Raw genomic sequence first — 18,211 nt, 5'->3', positions numbered from 1 at the left:
TCCTCTTTAAGGCGCAACGCGCCGAGCAACCTCCCGAAGTTAGCAGCATTTAGGAGATCACCGAGGCCATATTACTGAACCTAACAAAATTTACGGGTTCATTCAACCTTTTACCGAGATTCTCCTACTTCGCGAACCACGTACCGAGACCGCCAACAGTGTGTCCTGGATCCAGCATGGATCTGGCCATCGTTTATTCTATCCAGATTCAGTGACTACAGGGAGTTTTCTCTGTTCGCCTGCGACTTATCTTCTTTACTCACAGTCTTGAAGACCAGCCAAACGTGCGTACCCGCGGGCTTTTTCAGGGTCGCGCCCATCCTTGAAATAGAGTTCGGCCAGCCATTTGTATGCGACACGCATCTTGGGTGCCATGGCCACGGTGGTTTCCAAAGCCTGGATCGCTTCTTCATCCATACCTGATTCTGCCAAAGCTATTCCCAGGTTGCAGTGCGCACGCGGAAAGTGATGATTCAAACCTACTGCTCTCAGAGCGTATTCAACTGCCTTCGAGAACTGCCTCCGCTCAATGGCGATTCCAGCTAGCCCATTCAGTGCAACTGCACTTTCCTCATCGGCTTCTAACGCTTTCTGAAATTCTAGTTTGGCGTCGCTCCACCTCGAAAGCTGAGCGTAAGCCTGTCCCATTGCACTGTGCAGAGACTTCAAGTCGGTGCTGATTCCTGCTGCACGCTGAAAGTAGTCTAATGCCTCCTCTGGTCGTCGACATTGTAGTTTCAACTGGCCGTGCATCATGAGAGCGCCAGTTTCATTCGGCGCATGCTCAAGCAACTTGTTGAGAATCTCTTCGCACTTCTCAAGTCGCCCCACTTGCATGTTGCAGCGTGCCAACTCCAAGTAGTAGGAGACGAGCTCTGGTGAATCTTCCAAAGCGAGTTCGATGAGCTCTTCCCACAACGGAATCGCCTTTTCGATTCGCTGGCAATCCGACAAGGCTGATGCTAAGTTCCTTTTCAGATCGACGGTGGTATTCTGAATAGTCTTTTGAACATCGTCGCTGGGGGCATCGATGTATCCCAAATCGACGAGTTGCCGAATAGCTTCGGCGGCTTCCACTGGGTCTTCGCGACGATCTTCGCTGTGCATGCCACTGTCGCCGTCTAAATCGTCCCAACTGGGAAGCCGTGAGGGAGTGATTTCCTTATCGAAGATTTCCAGCCACGGTCGGCCGTCCATGTCATCGCCAATCGGCAAGCCAAACAATGACAACAATGTCGGCGTCACATCCAGGAGAGTTGCACCATAGATGGTATTATTACTCTTGATTTCCGGGCCGCGGACACAAACTACACCATAGGGTCGATGCCAACTGACAGGGTCTTTGAATCCGTCGATATCTTGCCGGCCACTACCGCTATGAAATCCATGATCGCTGACGAGTATGACGGTGGTGTCTCGGCCAGCATAGTCGAGCAATGACTCGAGCATCATGTCGTGGAACCGATAGCAACCGATCATCACATCCTTGTAGATTTCGGCGTCATGTTCAGATACTCCTTCCATTGCGGGTGGATGGTAAGGCATGAAATGGTGGCCAAACTGGTCAATCGCGTCGTAGTAGACCGCCATGAAATCCCAAGGTTCTTTGACCATTATCGCGCAGGCTGCCGCATGGATACTCGATGTGCGGGCGAGAAGCGATGCCAGTCTGCCCAAGCGTTCGTCCTTAGAGGCGTCAACCTCAGCTGCGCGGGGAACAAACGGCAGAATGGCTTGCGCGTCAAGGCTTTTCGGATTGACTTTCAGGTTGACAAGCGGCCTCAGGAGACGCTCCGGATGACAGACTCCTTCCGGAAGCGAGCCGAAGTCTTTGCCCTTTGGTGTGGGGTGCACATAGTGGTCAGTGACGACGCACCCGCGGATCGGTTCCGCCGGGTGGCTCGCAAACCAGCCGACGACATTACTCGTCAATTGGTTCTGTGACAGGATGTTCCAGACTGCCTTGGTTTTGCGACTGGTGCTGGTGACCGGACGGATCCCGCTGCCATCTGGCAGAGGCTCGGTAAACCCGCAGATTCCGTGTTTGTCGGCCCGTTTGCCAGTTGCAATCGAGTTCCACAACATAGGAGAGAGAACCGGTCGAATGGTCGCCAGTTTGCCGCTGGTGCCTTCGGCGATCAACTGTGCGAGGGTCGGCAGATAGCCCTGCTCAAGGAGCGGCTGGACCATGACCCAGTCTGCCGCGTCCCAGCCTATAAGCAGAACTTTCTTTGCAAGTCGTCTAGTCATGCGGTGAGGATATTTCGGTGGATCACTGTTATTTTCAAACTGGTCTTCGAGATTCCAGACCACCGTTGCGTAATCTGACGCGACACGCAAACATTGATGCCTCTTGAAAGCTCTTCCGCAATTCTGCTCGGAATCTCTAGGATTACCGAGACCAAAAACAGCACGAGGCCAGGAAGATTTGCCCTGGCCTCGTATCTCGTTAAACTGTTGCGAACTTGCCGTCCTATTACAACTCAGTCCGATCGACGACGAAAAGCCAGTGCTCCAGCGCCAGCTGCCAGTAAAGCCAGTGACGTGGGCTCGGGGATCGCGCCTGCTGCTATCGCGGTGTCCGGCGTAGTCTCATAGGCCCAATCGAAGATCGTGCCGGTAAGGGTAGTCTCTCCGCCAACATATTCAGTCTTGATCCGAACCCAGCCGTAATGCGTTACGCCAGCAATATCCAATCTGATTCCCGCATACTGGGGATCTGTTGGGTTTCCAAAATTGGTTGCATTCGGCGAGGCAACCCCAAATCCGGTAGAAGTGGGTACCGCGCCCGGTCCGATCGAATCTCCTGACTCAAACGAGCGCAAGTAGTAGGCACTGCCTTTACTCGTATTCGTGAGTTCATCAGAAGCCCCATATCCCTGAAACCGAATACCGGCTGGCGCATAACCCGGCTGGAACCGAAATCTAAAGTCCGGGACCGTGTCGCCGTCCATATCGTAGTAGCCACCGGTGGGGTTCGCCGAATTCACCACTATGTCCGGGACATCGGTATAGACGACTGTTGCTTCGGCGGTTTCACCACAAGCAAACGCCCCGAGACCTGCCGCCGCAGAATAAGCAGTCAGCCTTTTGGTGACATCCTGCATGGAGAGATTGTTAGATACCTTGTTGTTCTTTTTCACGAGACGCTCCTTAAGGATTGAGAATTGGATTGTTGTCTAGCGCTCTTGATGATCCGGTACTCCACCGATCCTACAATGCCTTGGACATCCATCGAAGCCCAGCTGTAACGACCGTTTGCTACACTTATGGTCTTAGCTCATCTTAGTGAAGAAAGTAAGGAATGCAACGAGATTCCGGTCTTTTTGACCAAGTTGCTCGATTCCGACGACCTCGAGGTAGTCAGGCTCCAACCAGCAATCGAGCTAAGACACTCACACGAAAGCAGTTAGATAGTTAGACTAGTTCCTCAACCCAAATCAATTGTTTTCATGACTCAGCTATGAAGGGCAATCGGTATTGTGGTCGACAGCACGGGCACGTTCGATAACTCGGGGGAAGGAGCTTGGGTTGGCAACTTCGGCGGGGCAGAACTTTATTCAGTTACGCCGGTGGCGATGGTGACGACGTATTCTAGTTTGCCAATCAGGGACTCCCTGGCGACTTCGACCACGACGTCGAAGTAGATGGCCGGGATTTTCTCGTGTGGCAGCGTAATCCGAGCGTTGGAGAATTGAAGCTTGGCAAGCCAACTATGGCATGGCGCTACATCTCTCTGTGAATGAAACCATGGTGCCTGAACCATCAACTTGGCTGCTACTGTCCTTCGTGACGGTTGGCGGGTGGCTAGCAAGACGGCGACGACTCTCTTGGCAAGTTTCAAGACCGATTTATGCGTGGCACTGGTCAAGAAACGACCCTTTTCTGAGACGCAGCTTATTAACTCTTTGCATGCGGCGGTGTGCACAACCTCATTCAGTTCGAGTTTCCTTCAACTGCCGATGGATGGACCAGTTTCAGCAAGTTAGCAGCCCTGCCAATCCGCTGAGGTTGCCCACCGCCGGCGGCATCTCCGCAGCTAAGCCGGGAGACGCCGCTCCGGTCGGATTCTAGGCCTGTCGGAACCTTCGCCGACAGCACGGGCACTCGCCATCGAACCCGTGCACCAGGGCGGTGAACGCCGTCGGCTGGGGAAGCGACATGATTGCCTTGAAGGCGAGCGGGTCCCGGTGAGCATAGTGCCTATATGTCACGCCGCCTACGGAATGGCCGAGGATCTCGATGGAAGATTCTGGCATGTGCTCGTCGTAGTAAGTCGCGCAGGTCTTCCGAAGGTCCTTCAGGACCCAGGATTTCTCTTCGCCGGTTTCCACGTCCTGCTTCGTCTTTACACCTGCCAAAGTGCAGAGACGTTGGAACTGCGCGTTCGGACGTGAGCTACCGCAGTCAAATACTGGCTGGTCCGGTTCAACCGAGTCGAGACGGAGACTCTTTAGATGCACCTTCACAACCCGATTCATCGGTCGATAGAACTGCTTCTTCGTCTTTACCCGGCGATAGTACAGCCAGCCGTAGCGAGACTCCTTGCCCTGGCCGTTCGGCGGTTCGGGAAGCCAGCAGATGTGCCGCCACAGGATGGGCTCATGGAACGCTGCGGTCTTGAAGATCGTTCCCGTGTCCACCCCGTAGTTGAAGAACACTACCAGAGCCGCCCGCCAATAGTGGCCGACAGTTAGCGGCTGCTTCCATCCCCTCGGCCGCTCCAGCTCATACGTGGCGAAATAGAGAGCGTTCAGGTCCGCCTTCGTGAGGTAGTGCCGTCCGGCGACGTCGCGCTGCGTCTTTGCCGTTGGAAACCTCGGCAGCTTCTCCAAAAAGTCCTGCTCCCAGGCCCACACGACAGAATGGCCCTCATATTCTCGCGGGACTTGTTGGCCGTACGTCCGGCGTTCGACCCGCCATCAGCGGCTGCCTTTTCATGGACCCAGTCGAGGAAGTCCCGTAAGTGAACCCTGCCAATCTGGTCGACGTCGACCCCTTTCCCCCAGGAAATCCATTTGGTGACGGTGCCCCTGTACTCCTTGCAGGTGCCAGACGAGAGCTTCTTGGTGGCCAGATACTTGGCGGCGACGGACTCAAAGCTGTGAGACATGGTGACGACTCCAGGCTGTCGGCACATGATTCCTTTCCCAGCTCCGCCAACCGATAGCCTCAATCGGCTTCCTACTGAACCTCCTGTCCCTCTAGAGTAAAATAGGGCAGCTTACGCTAGTTGCACAGTTGCCCCTATTTTAGTCAGGAAAATGGCGAAGTGTGCGAGTTAGCGATCTGGCTAACTTGCTGAGACTGATGCAACTTCAGCGAGTTAGAACGTCGCCAAACTGATCGAAGTCAGATTCACCTCTGTAATTTACTGTGCCGGGCAACTCGCGTCGGGATGTCCATCTGGTGGCAATCTGACTGACCCATAGTTGCGGGCGGCAGTTCTCACAGGCTGTGCGCAACCTAATTGGGCGAGCCCGTATGATTCAACTCAGTCTGAAAAGCTTGCGTGTTTTAATGAGTGATGACACATCGGCAGCTCCAACAAAGTACGGCTCCAATGACGAGCAGGAAACTCGTCGATTCCGGAACCGCAATGGAAGCAGACAGAGGTGGTGTCGCGGCACCGTAATTGGTCTGCCAATCTAGCAAATTGCCCATACTCGGATCGTGCTGCCACCGCAAAAAGTCATGCCCGTCGACGTCGCCATCCCCATCGAAGTCGCCGGGTATCGCCTCAACCAACGTCACAGATATGTCATCGACATACATCGAGCCGATTGCCGAACTCCCAGACAAAAATGTGAGATCGAAAGAGCGGATGCCGTCAGGCAAATCGATCGTAGTTTCAAACATTTCGAACTCACTTGCCAAACCCAGCGCAAGGAAGTTCATTTCGAGCAGAGGATTGACCAAATCGAGTGATGTGACAAGGTCATTAGAGAAGCGTAGACGAGCTTGAAATTCATCACCTGCTGCCGCATCATACTGCCAGAACCAGCGGAGCTTGAGAGTGCGATCTGTCCCCGCTGGAACGTCTGTTGCATAACTGCGCCATTCTTCGCTGGCGGTCGGGCTGTTGTCGGTGATCTCCAATGAGTGAGTCGGGCTGAGGGCTTCCTCAGCAGACCACTTCGCACTGCTACTGTAGTGCCAGAAGGAGGGACGTGCTGTGCCCGGGGAGATTCGTTCGTCCACGTCGCCGTTACGGATCAGATTGTTCGCCAGCAGCGAGGCGTTATAGTCGATCACCACATCGTTCACGAGCAACCTCCTGCCTTGGCGAGTTTCAAGTCCTCCCGCAGGAACGAGCACGAGTTGCACCGCTTCGCCGGCTATCACGTCGAACATTTGCTGTCCGCTGACGGAACGCGCCACAAAACGATTCGCTACGGCGTCGTACAAATCGAAGGCACCCGACCCTAAGTCGATCGCAATCGACTGTGTGTTCGCAAGAGGATTGTAGTAAAGATACGTCGGGTGGGCGTCGCCACGAAAGGAGTCAGTTGCCAATAAATCAAGTTGGAGAATTTTTTCGACGTTCGTCGTTTTAATGATCGACCCGAAAACTCCCGACATAGCCGAGCCATAGATGGCGAAATCCGTCTCAGGACCCCAGTTGTAAGTGAGTGGATCACCCGCTGCATATAATTCTTCGCCGTCGAACTCACCGCCTAACCAATGGTGGCGTAACCCCTCGTAGGCGACAGCACTGTTTGGGTCCCCGGTCCAGAACTCCGACGACTGACTCTGGTTAGAATGGGCGTCGCCATAGAATAATCTAGCAGCACTGGCGACGTTGACCATCCATTTTCCGATAGCTTGACTGTAGCGATCCTCATAACGTACGAGCGGTACCATCGGCATGGCGGTCGCGAAGGTGTTCATTGAGAAGGCGTATCCGCGGACGTCTCCGATATTCGGGATCGTGAATCCCATCAAGCCGCCAACTTCTTCGCCCCCCCATTGCTCGCCGCTGATCATAATCTTGGTGGGGCGGGCGTTGCTGCGATCGAACACCCAGTTCACAAACTTCTGAATATCGTAGTTTCTTCCGTGCTCTGCATTCATTCGAGCCGCTGTGTAGGCTCCGAACGGCGAAAGGATTTCATAGTCAGGGTTGGCCGACGTCTGTACATAATAACTAAGCGCCCAATCGACAGCGGTCAGATGCTGGGCTGCTAGACCAGGGTTGGAATCCTGGTTTCGCCAATAAGCGGCATGCTGCATCCATGCCATGCCCAGTCCCATGTCAGGCTCGCGCCAGACACCATTGTCGACCGGTTGACGAGTGCGGAAATTGTAGGCTGTATGGTTGAAGTTGGGAGCCGCTCCATTGGCTGTTAATACGCCAACAGCATCGTAGAAACGCTGGTCAATTTGGTCCATGATCGGTCCGAGATAGGTTTCGTCCGGATAGCGATCGGCGATTTGATAGAACAACACATTCGGGTAAATGTCGTACCATGCCGACCCTCCCGATACCGAGAAGGGCGAGTTGAGCACGATGTACTGGCCATTTCTGTTTACGTAATATTCGCGTGCCATCGAAACCCAATTGTACGGACCAGCCGACTTGTTAACGCCCACGAGCGTTCCCCCCAGTACAGCTGCAAGCGACGAGACCGCTTCGTGAACGGGTTCGCCCGTCTCACCAAAAGTGCGCGTTTCGCCCACATAGGCGGCTAAACCGAATGACTCCGTTAGCTGAGGAGAAACGGGCGTGGTGTCGATTTTTACCAGGGGAAGATACTGACCCGTCGCGGTGGTATCGAAGGCAAGCGTATCAAAATCGATGGCCGTCTGTCGCCAGTCGCGCAATTGGTTAGTGCTCGGCGCGTTGGGAAGCAAGTCGATCGAGGGAATCGAGAATTGATTCTGAGCACATGCGTTTACGGTAAGCATGCACATCAATAAAACAGTATAACCACGGAACCAACACGAACCCTTTGAATCCTGAAAAGCAAAATATCTCCAGGCACTACTTATTGCCGCGAGTCTCTGTTTGGTATGGTGCTCATGGTGAACTGGCGTCAGATGCTGCTCACCAGCACTTATATAATCAAAAATCAACGCTTTCGGCCTCTCAAGTTCAAGCCAAGCGTTGCGCCGGCAACAAGCGCGAGCAGCCCGGCAGAAGGTTCCGGTACGGCTCCCAGAGCAGTGAGACTTCCGTCACCGTAATTGTCTTGCCAGGCAAGAAGATCCACGGGGCTGAGGGAGTTGGGAGAGCTTCCGCGTTGCCAGACGAGGAAATCGTGGCCATCCACGTCACCGTCGTTATCGAAGTCACCGGCAAGTCCCCCGGTCGATTGGAAGTTGTTGAGAAACACGTCGCCGTTGGTAAAATCGTAATTGACGCTGGCGGTCGTATTGCCCAGGAAAGTCACGGAACCGAACTGGCCCAAGAGCAGCGAGGCAGTCGCGTCAATGAGCGTTAGCTTGGATGTTGGTGTGAAGGGGTATGCATCGAGATTTAGCTCAAGTTGTGCACCCTGAATTTCAGCTCCACCGGATGGTTCGCTGGCGTTCTGAAAAAGCGTGATCGGAGTTACACCTCCCGAGTCTGCCGTGAAAGAAAAGACGGCAGTAGGAGAAGCAGCAAGAATATCGCGGAGGGGGGGCATGGGGTCGACAACCAAAGGGTCAGGGTCGACGCCTACGTTAAAGGTTCCGCTAGAGCCAAAGATGGATACCTTGGCTAAACGCTGGGCCAGGAGGACTGGATTGGACTGACAATTATCACAGAGGTCCATGATCAGCCCTCCGTTCAAGTTTACCGTACCACCAGAGAGACGAAGTTCTCCTTGCGCGCCATGCTCGGAGAAATACATGTCTTTAGCCATAAAGGAGCCATGTACGTCAACCAAGCCTCTTCCGTCCAGTCCCGGTTCGGCACCAAAATCGTCGTAGGCGGGTCCATAGTTGCCGATGCGAATATCTTCCGTGCCACCAAACTGGTTGGGTACGACAGTCGTATCCCAGGTCCTCATTTCAACGATAGAGTTCTGACCAATAGAAAGTAGCCCCTTTGTGCGTTCACCGACGATGAGTCCATTAGCAATTATGGTAGACGAGCCATTCATGATGAGTTCGCCCCCTTTCTTGGCGTCGTCGGTGATAATGGGTTCTCGTTCGCGGCCGATGCCAAACAGACCCTCCGCACCCGAGCCAGTTATTTCGAGCGTCCCACCCGACATCGTTAACCTGCCAAAATGTGTGTCCCCAAACTGATGCTCTTTGGCCGCCGATCCGACTCTTAGCCCCTTCACCTGAGTAGTGCCGCCGGAATAAGTTGACGAAAGGCCATCGTCGATGCCATAGATGTCGACAAGATTGGTGCCAGGTGCATTCTCTGGTGTCCAATTTGTCGCGAGACTAAAGTCAGTATTCGTACTTCCATCGAAATACACAAAAACTGCCCAACAATCTTGGCTAACTATAGATAGAGCCAAGATCAGGGTAAAATGTGTCATCTTCTTGGCCGAAAGTCTTGCAGTTTTCATCATACGGACTCCAAAATAATTGCGTAATATTAGGAGGTGCAGAATGTCCTCGAAGAAACCTCTCCGCGGCTATCGTTTGGCACCGGCTCACGGGTTACTTGTCTTTCTCACTCAATTCACCTGTGATGTGTCGACTACTTCCCCTCTATCCCGAGTTCCTAAAGCGTTAAACATCAGGACATCGACGTCGAAACCAATCGAGCGAACTGATCCATCGGCAAAGATGCCGTTGAGCCCACCCGGGTGGGCTGATCCAAAGTAGTAAACGTCTCTATCTCTCCCGAAGAAGTCGCCAGGACCGTTGTTAGGCTGAAATTGGAATCCATCGCCATCGCTGTATGGCTGAAAGCAAGTCGAGCGGATCGCATCGGGATCCCAGCCATCGATCCATCCCTTGTCGTCTGATTTACTTCCCCCCTCGTACAAGTCGGTCCGGACATACTTCTCGCCAAGCAAGAAGGTATTGCTGGTTCCGTCGGTGATTTGGGCAAATCTTATCGGGCGCGAATTGTTCGTGAATATCTTGTTCTGATAGTCCCAGGCACTACGAACAATGACGCCGTCGTAGACTTGGTTATTCTTGGACACGATACCCGCGACTTCCCCATTTTTCCCTCCCCAAAAAGACAATTGATTTTTTACGTAGCCGTCTCTGGTAAGGGGCACCGAATCCTGAGGGTTGTATCGAACTGGCGTTGCACAGCCGGGGGAGCCTGGCGGGCAATCGTCGGTACACGGCTGCACAGCGGCATAGTCGATGAGAAACACCTGTTGGTCGCCGAGAATTGCAGCGTTGTTCGAAGCGGCTGAGACTGTCCGACGGGAGGGACATACATAGAGCGGGATAGACTGAGCTTGAAGTTCAACTTGCGTGGTAAGGCCTTGAATTGCGCCTTGTTCCAGATAGGGTAATATCTGGTAACACCAGTTGAGACCTTGCTTCTCAGGGCCAAAGGGCCTTCCTCCCGTGACGAAATTCGCAATGTCTGGATAAACGCCGACACCTCCTGTCGGAAATACACGCTGTGTGCTGACATGATTTTGAATTGCCAGGCCCATTTGCTTGAGCCGATTCCTGCAGTCGGTGCGTCGAGCGGCTTCTCTTGCAGCTTGAATCGCCGGCAAAAGCAACGCTACCAGAATGCCGATAATGGCGATCACCACCAATAGTTCGACGAGAGTGAAACCATACTTCTCGTTCGTGGAGCATCGCTTCCTGATTCCGACGATTGCATTCCAAGAAACCGAATTATTCATGCCTTGCTCCGGGCTTTGTCCTCAGACTCACCTTCGTTCTCTGTCAATGTCCACTCCTAGATAGTCTTCGTTACCGACAGCCGGCCATCCCAAGAGCGGGATGGCCGTTCTGTCAATTCCAATAGGAATGGTCAAAAACTATTACCTAATCAGCACGATTGCCGACGTCTTGCGCCGGCTGTAAACATCAAGCTGAGGCCGAACAGTAATATCGTCGACGGCTCAGGAATACGTTGTAGGAGAATGTCCCCGACAGCTTGGTCATAAACCACTGAGTATTGTGCACCGAGGGCACCGCCGCTAACCGTCGTCGAAGCAAACGTACCGAATACTCGGTCTCCTACTAAGGATTGGTCACCATCAAACAGCAAGATCGACGAAAGATTTGCCAGAGGAAAGCTATTCAAGTTAACTACGAGCTCGTTATTGGTGATATTAATCGCGTCCTGCAACTTTATAGCTGACACACCGAGCAAAGAATCGGCGTTAAACTCATAAAGTGTAGGAACCTCTCCCACCAAACTTTCCGACTCCAGATTGAAGGCACTTAATGTCGCCGTCGCACCGTTCATCTGAACCTTGGCTGACCCACCCGCTTCAAATCCAGAGGGTCTTGCAACCAGGTTGCCTGTCAGCACTACCGAACCGGTGTCGGAAACCCGCAACTCGCCAGTCGAGTCTCGGTCCCCGATGAAGATGACATGGGCATTGAAGGTGCCATTGTCATGGACATCCAGCAGGCCATTTCCCTCGAGACCGGCATCAACACTCGGGCCGTAATTCCCCAGCCGCCAATAATTATCATTGCCCGGTGTATTGTAAACCTTGCCATTCAGGCCGACATCAAGCACACCATGATCGCGTGTTCCTACGATCGGGTCCGAACCACTAATCTCTAACTCGGCATTGGTGATGACAATCAAGCCATCCCCATCGGCATCGCCCACTACGGCTCCGCGTGCGCGGGCGATCTGGAAGTTGTCGCCACCACCGGTGACGATGATCTTTCCGGCTGACAGGTTGAGCGTTCCATCGGTTCCAAGTTCTCCCGTCACCGGCCAATCGGCACCGACGATTAGACTCCCCAAGGTAGTCGTAACAGCTGTGTTATGTTGTACAACAAAGTTGTCGTTGATGATGGCTCGGTCACCAGCGCCAGGCACAGCATCAGGGCCAGCGGCGAAATCATTCCAGTTGGCCGCTATCTGGAAATCGTCAGACGGTAAGCCACCGCCATCAAACTGAAAGATGAGTGCCCAGCTATTCGTGCTGATCACTGAAAGGGCCAACAATAGACCGAGGCTCGTCACAGAAAATTTCTTCATTACGCTTTCTCCCTCAAAAACCATGGAAACTCCTGAACAGGATGCCAAGAAAAATGGCAAGACACAACCAAGACGCATGGCGTGCCGGCTAGTACCCAGACCGCCCAAATGAATAACCGCTGCCCGCGGCACCTGAGACAGAACAGATAAAAGAGAGCAATGACGAGCCGGAGTCCGCTTTTTATCCCACTATTTCGTTATGAGCGGACGCAATAAGTGATGTGGACGCGATAGTCGACGCCCGTCATCTGCTGACCTAAGTATATAGCAGTTGCGACCAGAATCTTACGAATTCAAAGATAATTCTACTAACAATTCATTACTTTATTCGAATCTGCAAAGGAATCGATCCTTGGGGCAGTATTGAGGCTATTTCGAGCATGAAACTCTCATTGACTCCCCTTTCCGGTCGATTGATTTACCCCTGTATTCTACCTTTCGACTGTTTTGTACAACCTTTTTGTAATACTTAAAGGCCGAACTATTCCAATCTGCAGTACTAATGAATTCTATCTCTTCCGTACGCATCACAAAGTTTTAGTGTAAGATTCGTGATATAAGTGTTCTTTTCTTTAGGAGAGGAGATGAATGCCATGACAGCCAATGATTCGGCCGTCACTCACGATTTCGTCGAACTCATGACCCAATACCAAGGGCGGCTATACGGGTATATTTTGTCTCTTTCAGGAGACACCGATTCAGCCAACGATGTACTCCAGGAGGCGAATATAGTGCTATGGAAGCAGTGGGACCAATTCGAACCTGGTTCCAACTTCAAAGCATGGTCCTTCCGGATTGCACATTTTCAATTCATGGCATATCGGCAAAAAATGATTCGAGACAAAGTTCACTACAGCAACGAACTATTGTCCAAGCTCGCCTGGGAGGCAAAAGAAATCGATGAAACCCATGAGCAGAGGGCCGCGGCATTGGAAAAATGCCTAGCCCTTTTGCCTCTCCGCTCGCGTGAGGCGATTCGACTCCGATATTTGGAGGAAGTGAAAGTCTGTGACATGGGCGAGAAACTCCGCTGCAATGCGAACTCGGTCTATCAGATTCTGTTCCGAGCTCGCAAGTGGTTAATCGAATGCGTTCAAAAAGATGCCAATACGGAAACCGCATAATGGTGAGCAGTAGTCAAGATTTTGAATTTCAGCAGCTTCTCGGACAATTGACCGAAGGAAATCTGAGTCAATCTGAGCATCAACGGCTGGGCGTTCTGATCGAATCAGATCCAACTTTGAGACAACAATATCTGGATTTCTGCCAGATGCACGCCCTTCTCTGTTCTGAGCATGGACTACTGACTGCCATGGTGATACCCACAAATCGATCCGTCAAGGAAATGGTTCGAGACAAGTGGACCAGGCGAAGCAAATTATTCGGTTGGACAATAGCTGCAAGCATCTTGGTCGCAGTCATTGGGATGGCACTTCGCACCTTCGAACAAGGTCAACCGCCCCTCCGCGGCGAAGAAATAGCCGTACTCAGCAAGGTCGTAGGTGCTAGCTTTAGCTATGGTGTGAATGGCGAAACGAGTCCCTCGGAAGGCATTCGACTGCGAAAAGGAATCTATGAGTTACTCAATGGCTTGATAGAAATTCAATACGAATCAGGAGCCATTCTTGTCTTGAAAGCTCCAGCCGTTTTCAACTTAGTTGATCACACTAGCGTCCAGCTGGAAGATGGGCAACTCGCAGCGCATGTGCCCGCGGCAGCTACCGGCTTTCGCGTCGAATCGCCCGGAGCAACTGTGATCGACTTAGGCACCGACTTCGCTGTTCAAGCGGTTAGGAACAAAGAATCAGAAGTTCACGTGTTTAAGGGAGAGGTGCTAGTCGACCTGCATGGGGAAAAAAGCAAGGCAGCGGAAAAGTTACGCTTGGTCTCGGGTGAAGCAGCCCGAGTCGACTTTTTCACAGGGATGCCGTCTGGCATTAATCTGGACTCTAGGCAATTCCTCCGTAGCCTACGTGGTGAGGTTAGTTCCTATGCCCAAACTGTTCTAGCCCTAAACCCTGCGGTGTATTATCGCATGGAACCAACCAGCGATGGAAAGCGGCTTATCGATTCGTCCTCCAGCGGGGCAGATGCGAGAATTCACATTGGACGCGGCAGCATGCCAGTCTGGACAGTTGGTAGAGTTGGTGCTGCGCTGTCACTTGGGGGACCCGCTGAGCAAGCATACGCCTCGGCACGGCAGTATCCTCAAGCGGAAGGAGACGCTCTGAGCGTAGCCGCATGGGTTTACGCCAACTCAAGACCTCGTTGGGCCAGCATCGCCAAGAATTGGGCAGGAGGTGATGAGGACAAGGGCCAGTTTCATTTCGGACTTTTTCAGGATGGTGGTGAACTTGAGGTACATATCTTCGACAGTAGTGGCAGAGAAATTGTCGCGAAGGAAAAGACGCCACTGCCACTGAATATGTGGCACCATGTCGCTTTCGTCGCCGATGGATCGACGCTGCGACTCTACCGCAACGGGCAAGAGGTGGCGTCCGCTGCGTATCACCAAATGCACCGCGATCCGCGGATCAGTTCTTTGGCGATAGGGACCAAGCTGAACTTGAGTGGAGATGCCCCCGAAGAGAGAGATTTCAACATGTGGGATGGTCGCCTTGATGAGTTGGCGATTTTCAACCACCCTCTTACGGCAAGTCAAGTTCTAGAGCTCTATGAGTTGGCAGGCGAGGCCGATTAAAGCCACCGATCGAGTTGGTCCGTTTAGTCACCGCGAGCCTTGGCCGCTTCACTGCTCGATTATGCGTCGTAGGTTTTTACCTGTTGTTTAATCAAATTTCTACGGCACTAGAATTAAGACAAGTCTCTAGAGGAACGTCTGCAGGCCGCTAGCTCGGCACATATCTCTTGGGGAAGTAATGTTTATGAAAATGCGATCCGCCTATCTGCGCATCCACTCCGGCTTTATCTGCTTGTTGACGCTTGGCGGTGCCAGTCCATTGAACGCTGTTGAGACAATGTCGCAAACTATGATCTCGAGAGTTGCACCGATGCCGAATCTTCCCCAGCCGTATTCGATGCGTGATTGGTCCCAGGTAACCCGCGATTATATCAACATGCTGTTCGATTTCGAGCAGCGTGGGGATCACCTACCTCTCGTCAGTTGGATAGATGAGAAGCAGACGATGGTCTCGATGCCAGCATTCATCGGCGGTCCGCGCGATCCTGAAGCGATTAACTATCTGGGTGCGGTGATCAGTGGTTCACTTGTTGGCTTAGACATGCGAACTCAACTTGGTCATGATTGGGTGACGATGGGTATGAATTTCTTCAGGCCAGAGGAAGGAGTCTACTTGAACCGGCTGCACCGCGGCTCGGGGAGCTCGTTTTGGTATGACATTTTTCCCAATGTCTTATTTTATCAAGTCGACGATTTGTATCCGGATGATCCTGTGCGCACACAACAGGCCCTCTCCGTGGCGCTAAAGTGGCATGAAGCTTGTATCGCCTTGGGAGGGGGGACTGTTCCGCTCGCACTGCCCAACTTTGATCACACTGGATTGAATCTCAAAACCATGAAGCCTGTAGAGAAGGGGCGCATTGAACCCGAAGCTGCCGCTGGGATCGCATGGCTGGAGTATATGGCGTGGGTAAAGTTCCAAGATCCGCGTTTTCTGACGGCCGCAGATTGGGCGATCCGATCCCTCCAAGAAAGGCCGGCCGATAAGAGTCCACTCTATGAAGTCCTCCTGCCTTACGGCGCGCTGGTCGCCGCCCGAATGAACGCCGAATTGGGTCGTGATTATGACGTCGCTAGGTTAGTGAATGATTGCTTTGAACCCCTTGGCCGACCTCAAGCCCGGCCAGGGTGGGGAGTGATCTCTGATCGGTGGAATGGCTTGGATGCATATGGTCTGGTTGGGAGTACTACGGATGGCGAAGGCTATGCTTTCGCCATGAACACGTTCGAATGGGCTGGCGCACTTGTGCCACTAGCACGCTACGACAATCGGTATGCTCACGACATAGGTAAATGGATATTAAACCTAGCGAATGCGTCGCGACTATTTTATCCCGATGCCCATGACCCCGAGCATCAATCGAGTTTCGAATGGGCCAAAGCACACGACGGTAAATCAGTGATTGCCTACGAGGGAATACGCAAGTGGAAACGCGGTTCAGCGACCGCCCGATCCGATTTCCGGACGTTACGAGGTAAAATCTTGAATGGAAGTTTCGTTTCCACTCATTTTCAGGAAGAGGCACCACCCGATCTTCAGGTATTCGAAGAAGCGTCCGGCATGGGGCCACCGTTTGAGCATATCTGGGAATTTGAACTTCCAGATGAGTTGGATCGTTGGCTCGTCGTGGCGGCCAAGCGAATAGATGGCGGACATATAGGGAATGCTTTTCGATTTTCATTTTCCGATCGACCAGACGGTCCGTACACTCCCGCGTTCTCGGTGTCTGGTTTAGATTCCGCGTATGTTGCGGAAATCCCCACCAAAATGAGGAAAGCACTCTACGTTAAAGCACATAGCAGTGACGAATCTCCGTGTGGAAGTGGCCAAGACAAACTCTCGGTGGACGCCATGGCGATTTCCTATCAATCCAACGTCGGTCCGTTTGCCCAGGGGGACTTGGTGGTCAAGTTCATCGACCTCCTCGAAGAAGCCACTGTTCCCATCGTGCTCTATCGGCCTGCTCCGGCAGCCACCGATCTGGGGCTGTACGGCAGTTCCCATGTCGGGACACTTGGCGGAATTATTCGACGGACTAATGTTGAAGCAATTTTACAATTGGATCTACTGAAAACGGATTACTACCACGACACAGCGTATCCCACCTACCTCTATTACAACCCTTACTCATCGAACAAGGTTGTCGAGATCGATGTCGGGTCCGAGGCGAAGGATATTTACGATGCTGCAAGCGACGAGTTTCTGCAGAAAAATGTAACTGGAATTGTATCGTTCATCATTCCAGACGATACAGCGAGGATCGTGGTCCTTTCTCCGGCAAGAGGGGAAATCCGACGCGAAGAAACTTGCATTCTGATCAACGACGTCGTAGTACGATACACTCCATAGGAAACGTTCAAATAATGGCTGACATCGCAAAGCGATTTGCTCAGAACCCCCTTCTCGGGCCAGCCGATATACCTCCAAGCCTAGAGGGAATGAACGTGGAATGTCTTCTGAATCCCGGCGTCTTCCGATTCAAGAACAAAACATGGTTGCTCTTGCGTGTTGCCGAACGCCCTGTGCAAAGCCCTGGCAAAACTTCATTTCCCATACTTGCCGAAAACGGCAGACTTCAAATACTAGAATTCGACAGTGCAGATCCCAAGCTCGATCTCTCTGACGCCAGGATTATTAGCTACGACAACAAGGACTACTTGACGACGATGTCGCATTTGCGGTTGGTCGCTAGCGAAGACGGCATCAACTTTTCAGAACATCCCTCGTATCCGGCGATGTGTGGCCAGGGCGAATTGGAAGCCTACGGCATCGAAGACTGCCGCGTTACGCAAATTGAGGAGACCTATTACCTCACCTTTACGCAAGTGTCGGCTCATGGAGTTGGTGTCGGACTTCGTAGCACAACGGATTGGCGCATGATTCGCGAACTCGGGATGATTCTTCCTCCCCACAATAAAGACTGCGCAGTTTTCGATGACCGGATAGGTGGCAAATATTATGCACTCCACCGTCCCAGCAGTCAGTTCATTGGCGGCAACTACATCTGGATTGCCGAATCGCCGGACCTCGTCCATTGGGGCCAGCACCGATGTCTAGCACACAGTCGTCCGGGCATGTGGGACAGCGCTCGCGTGGGGGCTGGGGCAGCTCCCATTCGCACGTCCAATGGCTGGTTGGAAATCTACCATGGTGCTGATGCTCAGAATCGGTACTGTCTCGGGGCATTGCTGTTAGATCTCGAACAACCCTGGAAAGTTTTGGCCCGATCAAGTGAACCTATAATGGAGCCCATTGCCGAATATGAACGGATCGGTTTCTTTGGCAACGTCGTCTTCACCAACGGTCACTTGGTCACAGGTGACGAGCTCACAATCTACTATGGTGCCTCCGATAGCGTGATCTGCGGGGCACGATTCTCGATTGAACAGATACTTCAAACTTTAAGTTGATACCGACC

The 18,211-nt window shown here is 52.6% G+C and carries 14 protein-coding genes; 6 read left to right on the top strand and 8 right to left on the bottom strand.

Annotated features, from left to right (window positions below; translation table 11 throughout):
* Nucleotides 1–255: 255 nt before the first annotated feature.
* The 3 genes from Pr1d_RS09725 to Pr1d_RS26240 all read right to left on the bottom strand — a co-directional run bounded on the left by Pr1d_RS09725 (nt 256) and on the right by Pr1d_RS26240 (nt 3,871).
* Nucleotides 256–2,250: an alkaline phosphatase family protein gene (locus Pr1d_RS09725; protein WP_148073353.1), complete on the bottom strand. Its 1,995-nt coding sequence runs from the start codon at nt 2,248–2,250 to the stop codon at nt 256–258.
* A 233-nt stretch (nt 2,251–2,483) separates the two neighbouring features.
* Nucleotides 2,484–3,143, bottom strand: a complete 660-nt coding sequence (locus Pr1d_RS09720) for a PEP-CTERM sorting domain-containing protein (protein ID WP_148073352.1) — start codon at nt 3,141–3,143, stop codon at nt 2,484–2,486.
* Nucleotides 3,144–3,556: 413 nt separating this feature from the next.
* The gene (locus Pr1d_RS26240; protein ID WP_238476669.1) at nt 3,557–3,871 is read right to left on the bottom strand and encodes a hypothetical protein; all 315 of its coding nucleotides are present in this window, start codon (nt 3,869–3,871) and stop codon (nt 3,557–3,559) included.
* On the opposite strand from Pr1d_RS26240, the gene Pr1d_RS26645 reads away from it, so the two are divergent.
* Nucleotides 3,754–4,074, top strand: a complete 321-nt coding sequence (locus Pr1d_RS26645) for a PEP-CTERM sorting domain-containing protein (protein ID WP_390622086.1) — start codon at nt 3,754–3,756, stop codon at nt 4,072–4,074. The genes Pr1d_RS26240 and Pr1d_RS26645 overlap by 118 nt on opposite strands.
* Here Pr1d_RS26645 and Pr1d_RS09710 read toward each other — a convergent pair.
* Nucleotides 4,071–4,835, bottom strand: coding sequence for a site-specific integrase (locus Pr1d_RS09710; RefSeq protein WP_148073350.1), 765 nt, complete (start codon nt 4,833–4,835; stop codon nt 4,071–4,073). The two genes, Pr1d_RS26645 and Pr1d_RS09710, sit on opposite strands and share 4 nt — an antisense overlap.
* 131 nt (nt 4,836–4,966) lie before the next feature.
* On the opposite strand from Pr1d_RS09710, the gene Pr1d_RS09705 reads away from it, so the two are divergent.
* The gene (locus Pr1d_RS09705; RefSeq protein ID WP_148073349.1) at nt 4,967–5,170 is read left to right on the top strand and encodes a hypothetical protein; all 204 of its coding nucleotides are present in this window, start codon (nt 4,967–4,969) and stop codon (nt 5,168–5,170) included.
* Between the two features lie 347 nt (nt 5,171–5,517).
* Here the strand turns inward: Pr1d_RS09705 and Pr1d_RS09700 are convergent, their stop codons facing one another.
* The 4 genes from Pr1d_RS09700 to Pr1d_RS09685 all read right to left on the bottom strand — a co-directional run bounded on the left by Pr1d_RS09700 (nt 5,518) and on the right by Pr1d_RS09685 (nt 12,091).
* A complete protein-coding gene (locus tag Pr1d_RS09700) occupies nt 5,518–7,908 on the bottom strand; it encodes a hypothetical protein (protein WP_148073348.1) in 2,391 nt (796 codons plus the stop codon).
* 164 nt (nt 7,909–8,072) lie between these two features.
* On the bottom strand, nt 8,073–9,512 hold the full coding sequence (locus Pr1d_RS09695) for a hypothetical protein (protein WP_148073347.1): 1,440 nt from the start codon (nt 9,510–9,512) through the stop codon (nt 8,073–8,075).
* Between the two features lie 108 nt (nt 9,513–9,620).
* Complete coding sequence (locus Pr1d_RS09690) at nt 9,621–10,766, bottom strand: DUF1559 domain-containing protein (RefSeq protein WP_148073346.1); 1,146 nt, start codon at nt 10,764–10,766, stop codon at nt 9,621–9,623.
* Nucleotides 10,767–10,915: 149 nt separating this feature from the next.
* Nucleotides 10,916–12,091 (bottom strand): PEP-CTERM sorting domain-containing protein, encoded by a 1,176-nt coding sequence (locus Pr1d_RS09685; RefSeq protein WP_168205152.1) that lies wholly within the window; start codon nt 12,089–12,091, stop codon nt 10,916–10,918.
* A gap of 584 nt (nt 12,092–12,675) precedes the next feature.
* Here Pr1d_RS09685 and Pr1d_RS09680 point away from each other — a divergent pair.
* The 4 genes from Pr1d_RS09680 to Pr1d_RS09665 all read left to right on the top strand — a co-directional run bounded on the left by Pr1d_RS09680 (nt 12,676) and on the right by Pr1d_RS09665 (nt 18,203).
* Nucleotides 12,676–13,215: a sigma-70 family RNA polymerase sigma factor gene (locus tag Pr1d_RS09680; protein ID WP_148073344.1), complete on the top strand. Its 540-nt coding sequence runs from the start codon at nt 12,676–12,678 to the stop codon at nt 13,213–13,215.
* The gene (locus tag Pr1d_RS09675; RefSeq protein WP_168205150.1) at nt 13,215–14,792 is read left to right on the top strand and encodes a LamG-like jellyroll fold domain-containing protein; all 1,578 of its coding nucleotides are present in this window, start codon (nt 13,215–13,217) and stop codon (nt 14,790–14,792) included. The genes Pr1d_RS09680 and Pr1d_RS09675 overlap by 1 nt, the downstream gene beginning before the upstream one ends.
* 184 nt (nt 14,793–14,976) lie before the next feature.
* Nucleotides 14,977–17,142, top strand: coding sequence for a hypothetical protein (locus Pr1d_RS09670; protein ID WP_148073342.1), 2,166 nt, complete (start codon nt 14,977–14,979; stop codon nt 17,140–17,142).
* Nucleotides 17,143–17,156: 14 nt separating this feature from the next.
* Entirely contained in the window at nt 17,157–18,203 is a 1,047-nt protein-coding gene (locus Pr1d_RS09665) for a glycoside hydrolase family 130 protein (protein ID WP_148073341.1), read from the top strand.
* Nucleotides 18,204–18,211 lie beyond the last annotated feature (8 nt).

Source organism: Bythopirellula goksoeyrii (assembly GCF_008065115.1).
Lineage (GTDB): Bacteria > Planctomycetota > Planctomycetia > Pirellulales > Lacipirellulaceae > Bythopirellula > Bythopirellula goksoeyrii.
This window is presented reverse-complemented; position numbering and strand designations above follow the sequence as displayed.

Bases quoted from the DNA above. Each gene is read 5' to 3' on its own strand.
- Pr1d_RS09700 (WP_148073348.1), bottom strand. From the start codon at position 7,908: ATGCTTACCGTAAACGCATGTGCTCAGAATCAATTCTCGATTCCCTCG.
- Pr1d_RS09675 (WP_168205150.1), top strand. From the start codon at position 13,215: ATGGTGAGCAGTAGTCAAGATTTTGAATTTCAGCAGCTTCTCGGACAA.
- Pr1d_RS09670 (WP_148073342.1), top strand. From the start codon at position 14,977: ATGAAAATGCGATCCGCCTATCTGCGCATCCACTCCGGCTTTATCTGC.
- Pr1d_RS09690 (WP_148073346.1), bottom strand. From the start codon at position 10,766: ATGAATAATTCGGTTTCTTGGAATGCAATCGTCGGAATCAGGAAGCGA.
- Pr1d_RS09685 (WP_168205152.1), bottom strand. From the start codon at position 12,091: ATGAAGAAATTTTCTGTGACGAGCCTCGGTCTATTGTTGGCCCTTTCA.
- Pr1d_RS09665 (WP_148073341.1), top strand. From the start codon at position 17,157: ATGGCTGACATCGCAAAGCGATTTGCTCAGAACCCCCTTCTCGGGCCA.
- Pr1d_RS09695 (WP_148073347.1), bottom strand. From the start codon at position 9,512: ATGATGAAAACTGCAAGACTTTCGGCCAAGAAGATGACACATTTTACC.
- Pr1d_RS09725 (WP_148073353.1), bottom strand. From the start codon at position 2,250: ATGACTAGACGACTTGCAAAGAAAGTTCTGCTTATAGGCTGGGACGCG.
- Pr1d_RS09680 (WP_148073344.1), top strand. From the start codon at position 12,676: ATGAATGCCATGACAGCCAATGATTCGGCCGTCACTCACGATTTCGTC.